The sequence below is a fragment of the Huintestinicola sp. genome, assembly GCF_050874005.1.
Taxonomy (GTDB): domain Bacteria; phylum Bacillota; class Clostridia; order Oscillospirales; family Ruminococcaceae; genus Huintestinicola.
Genome location: NZ_JBNMJV010000014.1, coordinates 55,691 through 63,496, shown reverse-complemented (window position 1 = coordinate 63,496; position 7,806 = coordinate 55,691). Strand labels below are relative to the sequence as shown.

The following is a 7,806-nucleotide window of genomic DNA, read 5'->3' as shown; positions in this document are numbered from 1 at the left end:
GGTTACTCCTTTTTTTTAAGAATATTCAATTATCACTTGACGGCGACGGGTAATTTGTGTTACAGTATTCATAGCGGATTTGTTGAACCTCCTGTTGCTTTTTTGATCGCAACTTAACTGTAACACAGGTTCTTTCATTTCTGCTACTCTTTTTTATGAACTTTTGTCACGTATCTATTGTAATCCTACATAAAAAAGCGGACGCTTTTCCAATAATCTATTGACATTTGTGTAAAAATATAGTAAAATACGACTAAAGTTAATTCATAAAAAGTGTCGTTTAACTACAACAGTATAAAGGAGACTTTACTAATGTCAAAAATCACCAGAAAGATAATCGCATCTGTGATCTGTATGCTGCTTACCCTTACCGTGGTGATAATTGCCACAGCACTTGTTATGGCAGGCAGACAGACAGACGAGCTTATGACCGAACACGCAGTTATAGGAATACATCTGCTTGAAAATTCCATTTCCGTAGAGGAGGAACGTCTGGGCAGAGCAGCGGACGACATAAATCAGGGAGCTTCCGCAGCTGCTCTTTCAGGCAATACAAGAACCCTTGAAAACGCCTGGGAGGCCGTTAAGGAAACCGAACACGATTTCGTTATCCTCACCGATACGGAAGGAAATGTCATCTGGCAGTCCGAAGGCTGTAATGTGACCTCATTTGATGTTTCGGAAGCACTTGCAGGAAATGTTAAAAGCGGTATTGACGCAGACTGCGGCATTGCTCTTGCGCTTGAATATGTTGCTCCGGTAAAGTACAACAACAGCACCATTGTAGGCGCAATGATAGTTGGCCTTGACCTTGCGGAAACAACATACATAGACAGCGTTAAGGAGCAGTCCGAAACGGAAGTCACACTTTTTGCAGGTTCCACACGATATGCCACCACCATTATTGATGAAAACGGCAGCAGAATTGTTGGCACGGATATGTCGGACGCAGTAAAAGAAACTGTTATAGACAATGCCGGGGAATACCGTGGCAAGGCCGAAATAGTCGGTCAGGAGCATTATGTTATCTATCAGCCGATGTATGATATGAACGGTCAGCTTGTGGGTGCATATTTTGCAGGACTTTCCGCAGCAAGCGCAAATGCACTTTTCAGAAATATGCTGATAATCGTTATAATCATCGGCATTGTGGTTATGATCGTATCTTCGGTTATCCTTTTAATGATAATCAGGAAAATGATCGAAAAGCCCATTATCGAGGTAAATAATATTGCCGAAAATATGAGCCGTGGAGATCTCAGCGCACCCGACAGCAGCTTTGAATTCAGCAATGATGAAATGGGACTTTTCGCCCGAAGGCTTGAGCAGACAAAGAACGCTCTGAGCACTTATATCACCGATATTTCAGACGTGCTTTCTTCAATGGCAAACGGTGATTTTACCCACTCCCCCTCTGTTGAATATATGGGCGATTTCGTAAAGATAAATGAGTCATTCAAGCAGATAAACCAAAATCTTCACGGAATAATCCAGAACATCATTCTCTCCGCAGACGAGGTAATGAGCGGTGCGGAGCAGATGGAAAGCGGCTCCCAGAGCCTTGCGAACGGCACCACCACTCAGGCGGCGGCTATCGAGCAGCTGTCCTCCTCCATAAGCGATATATCCTCTCAGATAACAAATACTGCAGGCAACGCAAGCACCGCAAACGAGCTGTCTCTCCGTACCGCAGAAAAGATATCCGTCCAGGACGAGGAGATAAAGAATATGATCTCCGCTATGAACGATATCCAGTACCAGTCACAGGAAATTGGCAAGATCATAAGCACCATTGAAGATATTGCATTCCAGACGAATATCCTTGCCCTTAACGCTGCTGTAGAAGCAGCCCGTGCAGGAGACGCCGGAAAGGGATTTGCAGTCGTAGCGGACGAAGTAAGAAACCTTGCGGCAAAAAGTTCGGAAGCGGCTCAGAGCACCAGAGACCTCATTTCCGCCACCGTTACCGCTGTGGAAAACGGCTCACGCATTGCAGAAGCTACTGCCGACTCTATGAAAGCCGTAAAGAGCTTTGCTGAACAGACAAACGAGCTTATTACCCGTATTTCTCAGGCATCCGCCACACAGTCCGAAGCCGTTCATCAGGTGACCTCGGGCATAGATCAGATATCGGGTGTGGTTCAGATGAACTCCGCCACCGCAGAAGAATCGGCAGCCTCCTGCGAAACTCTCAGCAGTATGTCCAAGGAGCTAAAAAAACAGATCTCAAAGCTCAGGGCATAAAAGACATTCCCGAATGGTCCAAAGCTGGAAGGAATGTGTATAATAAAAACAAAATAATCGGAGCGGAAGGGATATGCCTGCCGCTCCGATTTTTTACTGAGATCATACGTATTTTCAGCATATCATTTTATGGAATTATAAAAATCCCTGAGAACATAAAATGCCGCTTTTTTGTGCTTCTTATCTGCCGAAAGCAGTCCCTTTGTATTGTAGTACCGCTGATTTACGGACGTTCTTCTGGGGCAGCGGAAATCGTGAAGTATCCAGGGAGTCATACCCTTGATGTATGGTATTTTGCGGATATTCTCTATCTGTTTTTCATATACGTATGCCTGACAGTCCTCAGTGCCCTTGTCGGTAATAGTTCCTCTCAGTCCCGGGTATGCGTCTGCGCCGAACTCGGTAATGATAACAGGCTTTTGCGGATCGCTGTTTTTGAAAAGCTCGGGCAGCATTCTCAGGTCTGCTGTGTACCAGCCGCAGTATTCGTTCACGCCGATAATATCGAGATACTGCTCAAGCCTGTCCTCGATAGCGTTCTTCTGAAAATTAACAAGGCAGGCTGCGGAAACAAGCCTTGTGGGATCGTTTTTATGAGCGCATTCCGCAAGACTGCCCATAAATTTAAGCCTGTCGTCCGTGTCGGAATTTTCGTTGCCCACCGACCATATTATCACACTTGCACGGTTGAAATCACGTGTAATAAGCTCTGTAAGCTGATTTTCAGCGTCGCTGTAGGTGTCCTCCGACCAGAAATGCACCTCCCAGTAAACGGGTATCTCTTCCCAGAGAAGCAGTCCAAGCTCGTCTGCAAGCTGCGCCATTCTCTCGCTGTGGGGATAATGCGCCACACGCATAAAATTACAGCCCAGCTCCTTTGCCGCACGGATATTTTCAATGCGTTCCTCGTCGGTAAGCGCCTTTCCGTTTGACACGCTGTCCTCGTGACAGCTTATTCCTTTGAGGAATATAGGCTTGCCGTTGAGAAGAATATCCATTCCCGACCTGCGTATCTCTCTGAAGCCCACTCTGTCTCGCACCGTATCGGTAAGGCAGGAAAGTGAGACATCATACAGCTTCGGGTCATCGGGCGACCACAGCTGGGGAGCGGCTTCAAATATAAGCTCGCCTTCTCCGTTTTCCACTGCTATTTTCTCGGAAATGTGAAGCTCGTCTATGGTGAGTACCGCCGTTTCGTTCACCGCTTCGGACATGGTAACACAGGCACGTATTTTCTTAAAGCCGCTGTCAGGTTCAAGAGCTATCTTGAAATCCTTGATATGTACCTTCGGCACACGGATAAGCTCGATATTACGATATATTCCGCCGTAGTTGAACCAGTCGGTATTCGAGGGGGGCACCTGTTCGTTCCTTCTTGCGCTGTCCGCCTGAATGATGATGCGGTTATCGTGCTCAAGGAAATCGGTTATATCAAAGTAGCAGGGAGTTGAACCGCCTCGGTGCATACCCACATATTTTTTGTTGATAAACACTCTGCACAGATAATTTGCCGCACCTATTTTCAGTATCATACGCTCATCGTCATTCTGCTTTGCGTACAGGAACTTTCTTGTGAAAATCATACTGCCCTCGTAGAGCATATACATTTTATCCGCAGTGTTCCAGCAGCAAGGAAGGGTCATAAGTTCCCATTCGTCAAAGGAAAAGTCCACAGGCAGGGTATTTCCCCCGCCGTCATAATAATTTTCCTCAAACCATTTTTGTCTGATAAATGTGTCATACTGATCTACCGCATAGTGCCAATGACCGTTAAGGGACTCCTTTTTTCTGAACCTGTCAAATATCATTGAGTCTGCGGTTACAAGCTTTTCAAAATATTCCTTTTCATAGTATTCCATAGGACGATACGCTCCTTTCGATATTTTAATTTTACCATATATTTTTTCAAAATAAAATATCAGAATTTGCCTATATGCTCTTGAAATATTTTAAAAGTTGCTGTATGATAATATGTATGAATGATAATTTCCGAATATCCCATAACAAGGAAAATTACACTAAGCCCATATATTTTCACAGCCACGATTTTTATGAGATCTACTTTTTTATGGACGGCAATGTAAAATACTACATTGAAAACGAGAGCTATGCTTTATCGAAAGGAGATGTGCTGATAATCCCCCCGGGAAAGCTCCACCGCCCCGTAATTGACGGAGATCAGGTCTATGAACGCTATGTGCTGTGGATAAGCAGCCGTTATGTCTCGGCAAATAAGGGCATAGGCTGCTTTACTAACGAAATAATTCGAATGACCGAGGAAAAGAACACACGACTTACCTCATTTGAAGGCAATGAGCTGAGGGGGCTGACGGGGCTGTTTGACAAGCTGCTTGAAAGCTTTATCTCTCCCGAACCTCTTGCCGGATTTATTGCCGAAAGCTGCATTACCCTTATATACGAAGCCATTCTCCGAAAGCTGAGAAGTACTCCGAGAGCGGAGGAGGAACAGGAGGACCTTATCCGTCAGGTCATTTCCTACATCAACAGGAACGTTGTGAACGCACCCTCGCTGGAAGAGCTTTCCGACAAGTTTTTCGTTTCCAAATATTACCTTTCCCACAAATTCAAGGAGCATACCAAAACCACCGTTCATCAGTATATTTTGATGAAAAAGGTAAATCTGGCAAAGGAGCTGCTTGAAAAAGGTATTTCCCCTCAGGAGGTATGCGAAAGCTGTGGATTTTCCACCTACTCCAATTTTTACAAGGCATTTACGGCTCAGACGGGAAGCTCTCCGAAGCAGTTTGGAAGGCAAATAAATAGCTGTCATTCAAAATAAAATATATCCTCGAATTTTTTATCAAGGGCAATACAGAGGATAAGGGCAAGCTTGGCTGTGGGGCAGAATTGTCCAGTTTCGATGGAGCTTATGGTGTTTCTTGAAACGCCCACCATTTCCGCAAGCTTGCTTTGGGAAAGCCCCTGCTCGCTCCGTATTTCCTTTAATCTGTTTTTTAAGACAAGACTGTTTTCCATTTTTCACCTCAGAACATATTGCAGATAGAAACTGCAGCGGCTAACAGTCCCAGCAGAAGATAGCATATTCCCAAAGCAATACGGTTTTTGTTCTTAAGCCTTATTCCTGCATACAAATTTGCAGCTCCGCAAGCTGCCATTATAACACCCCACAATCCGTAATTCATTCCCCCGCCCGCTAATATCTGTACAACAAACAGAACAAAGCAGAGTATCAGAGCACACATTGTACCTATCTGCGAGGCTTTCAGGTTAATTTCCATTTCGTATGGGTCTTTTTGACCGTTTTCCCTTCGGCTCTTTTCAAGAATTTCTTCCTTGTTCATTATATTTTCCTCCCAAAATAATAATTGCCAAGTTTACTTTGCAATTACATTATAGTACTGCCAAGTACACTTGTCAAGTGCTTTTGCAAAGTTTTCTTGGCTTTTTTTATTTTGGATATAAAAGCAGAAAATATATTAACAAATTGTAAAAATATGCAAGTCCCTCTTGATTTTTATATACGGGTGAGCTATAATAAATTTAGCACTCAATAAGAGTGAGTGCTAACACTTGCAACCGTAAAGTGCTAATCACTATATATAATTTTTAAGGAAGTGCATTACAATGGCAGAAACCAAACAGTTCAAAGCCGAGTCCAAAAGGCTCCTGGATATGATGATCAACTCGATCTACACTCACAAGGAAATATTCCTCCGAGAGCTTATCTCAAACGCCAGCGACGCTATCGACAAGCTTTATTTCAAGTCTCTCACCGATGATCAGGTGGGAATGAACAAATCCGATTTTGCGATAAACATCATTGCCGACAAGGACGCAGGCACCCTTACCATTACCGATAACGGTATCGGTATGACTGCCGACGAGCTGGAAAATAACCTGGGTATCATCGCAAACAGCGGCTCCTTCAAGTTCAAGAACGAGAACGAAAAGAGCGAGGACGTTGATATTATCGGTCAGTTCGGTGTAGGCTTCTATTCCGCATTTATGGTCGCAAAGGAAGTAAGAGTACGTTCAAAGGCATACGGCTCCGATAAGGCATATGTATGGACTTCCTGCGGTGTCGACGGCTACACCATTGAAGAAGACGACAAGGAAACCGTAGGCACAGAGATACGTCTTACACTCAAGGACGACACCGAAAACGAGAAGTACAGCGAATATCTCAGCGACTTCCGCATCAAAGAGCTTGTAAAGAAATATTCCGACTATATCCGCTTCCCCATCAAGATGGACGTGGAAAAATCCCGCAGAAAGGAAGACGCCAAGGAGGACGATTATTCCGACGAGGCATACGAGAAGTACATTGAGAACGAAACTCTCAACAGTATGGTTCCTCTCTGGAGAAAGAACAAGAACGAACTTAAACCCGAGGATTACAACAATTTCTACAAGGAGAAATTCTACGATTACGCCGACCCTCTCAAGTATATTCACTCCAAGGTGGAGGGTGCAACTACCTATGATTCCCTCCTCTTTATCCCTTCTCAGGCACCCTACAATTTCTATTCAAAGGATTACGAAAAGGGTCTTCAGCTTTATTCAAGCGGCGTTCTCATTATGGATAAATGTGCAGACCTTCTCCCCGATTATTTCTCATTTGTAAGAGGACTTGTTGACTCCGCCGACCTCTCTCTTAACATTTCAAGAGAAATGCTCCAGCACGATCACCAGCTCAAGCTCATTGCAAAGTCCATTGAAAAGTCCATTAAGAGCGAGCTCAAGAAAATGCTGAACAACGATCGTGAGAATTACGAGAAATTCTGGAAATCCTTCGGCGTTCAGCTTAAATTCGGTGTTTATGACAACTATGGCAGAGACAAGGACGCTGTTGAGGATCTGCTGCTCTTCACATCTTCCGCAGAAAAGAAGCTTGTAACTCTTGACGAGTATGTTTCCAGAATGAAGGAAGATCAGAAGTATATTTACTATGCTGCAGGCGACAGCGTAAGCAAGATCGAGGCACTTCCTCAGACCGAACTGCTGCGTGACAAGGGCTACGAGATACTTTATTTTACAGATAATGTGGACGAATTTGCCATCAAGGTGCTTATGAGACACGGCGAGAAGGAGTTCAGAAATGTTTCCGAAGGGGATCTCGGCATTGACAGCGAGGAGCAGAAGGAAGAGACAAAGAAGCTGTCCGAGGATAACAAGGATATGCTTGCTCTCATTACCGAGTCTCTGGGCGGAAAGGTAAAGGAGTGCCGCATTTCCGACAAGCTGAAATCCCACCCCGTATGCATTTCAAGCTTCGGACAGATATCTCTTGAAATGGAAAAGATACTCAATCAGAATCCTCAAAACCAGAAGGTCACCTCCGAAAAGGTGCTTGAGATCAATCCCAATCACAAGATATTTGCCGCAATGCAGAAGCTGTTCGAGAGCGACAAGGACAAATTCAAGGACTACGCTTCCATTCTCTACGATCAGGCTCTCCTTATTGAGGGTATGCAGATAGAAGACCCCGTTGAATTTTCAAACAAGATCTGCAGCTTAATGGCTCAGTAAAATATAAAAAAACGTGTCCGGTGCACACATATGCGTGCCGGACACGTTTTT

General features: G+C 44.4%; 6 protein-coding genes. 3 read left to right on the top strand and 3 right to left on the bottom strand.

Annotation, left to right across the window (positions count from 1 at the left end):
- Positions 1-312: 312 nt before the first annotated feature.
- Positions 313-2,244: a methyl-accepting chemotaxis protein gene (locus ACR0QN_RS06710; RefSeq protein ID WP_432650427.1), complete on the top strand. Its 1,932-nt coding sequence runs from the start codon at positions 313-315 to the stop codon at positions 2,242-2,244.
- 122 nt (positions 2,245-2,366) lie between these two features.
- On the opposite strand, the gene ACR0QN_RS06705 is transcribed toward ACR0QN_RS06710, so the two are convergent.
- On the bottom strand, positions 2,367-4,103 hold the full coding sequence (locus tag ACR0QN_RS06705; RefSeq protein WP_432650426.1) for a glycoside hydrolase family 2 protein: 1,737 nt from the start codon (positions 4,101-4,103) through the stop codon (positions 2,367-2,369).
- A 116-nt stretch (positions 4,104-4,219) separates the two neighbouring features.
- Between ACR0QN_RS06705 and ACR0QN_RS06700 the strand changes: the two genes are divergently transcribed.
- Complete coding sequence (locus ACR0QN_RS06700; RefSeq protein WP_432650425.1) at positions 4,220-5,044, top strand: helix-turn-helix domain-containing protein; 825 nt, start codon at positions 4,220-4,222, stop codon at positions 5,042-5,044.
- Here ACR0QN_RS06700 and ACR0QN_RS06695 read toward each other — a convergent pair.
- Together ACR0QN_RS06695 and ACR0QN_RS06690 are read right to left on the bottom strand one after the other, a co-directional pair.
- Positions 5,032-5,241 (bottom strand): helix-turn-helix transcriptional regulator, encoded by a 210-nt coding sequence (locus tag ACR0QN_RS06695; protein WP_432650424.1) that lies wholly within the window; start codon positions 5,239-5,241, stop codon positions 5,032-5,034. The two genes, ACR0QN_RS06700 and ACR0QN_RS06695, sit on opposite strands and share 13 nt — an antisense overlap.
- Positions 5,242-5,249: 8 nt before the next feature.
- Entirely contained in the window at positions 5,250-5,567 is a 318-nt protein-coding gene (locus ACR0QN_RS06690) for a DUF6442 family protein (protein WP_432650423.1), read from the bottom strand.
- A gap of 283 nt (positions 5,568-5,850) precedes the next feature.
- Between ACR0QN_RS06690 and htpG the strand changes: the two genes are divergently transcribed.
- Positions 5,851-7,755, top strand: a complete 1,905-nt coding sequence (gene htpG, locus ACR0QN_RS06685; protein WP_432650422.1) for a molecular chaperone HtpG — start codon at positions 5,851-5,853, stop codon at positions 7,753-7,755.
- The last annotated feature ends 51 nt before the right edge of the window (positions 7,756-7,806 follow it).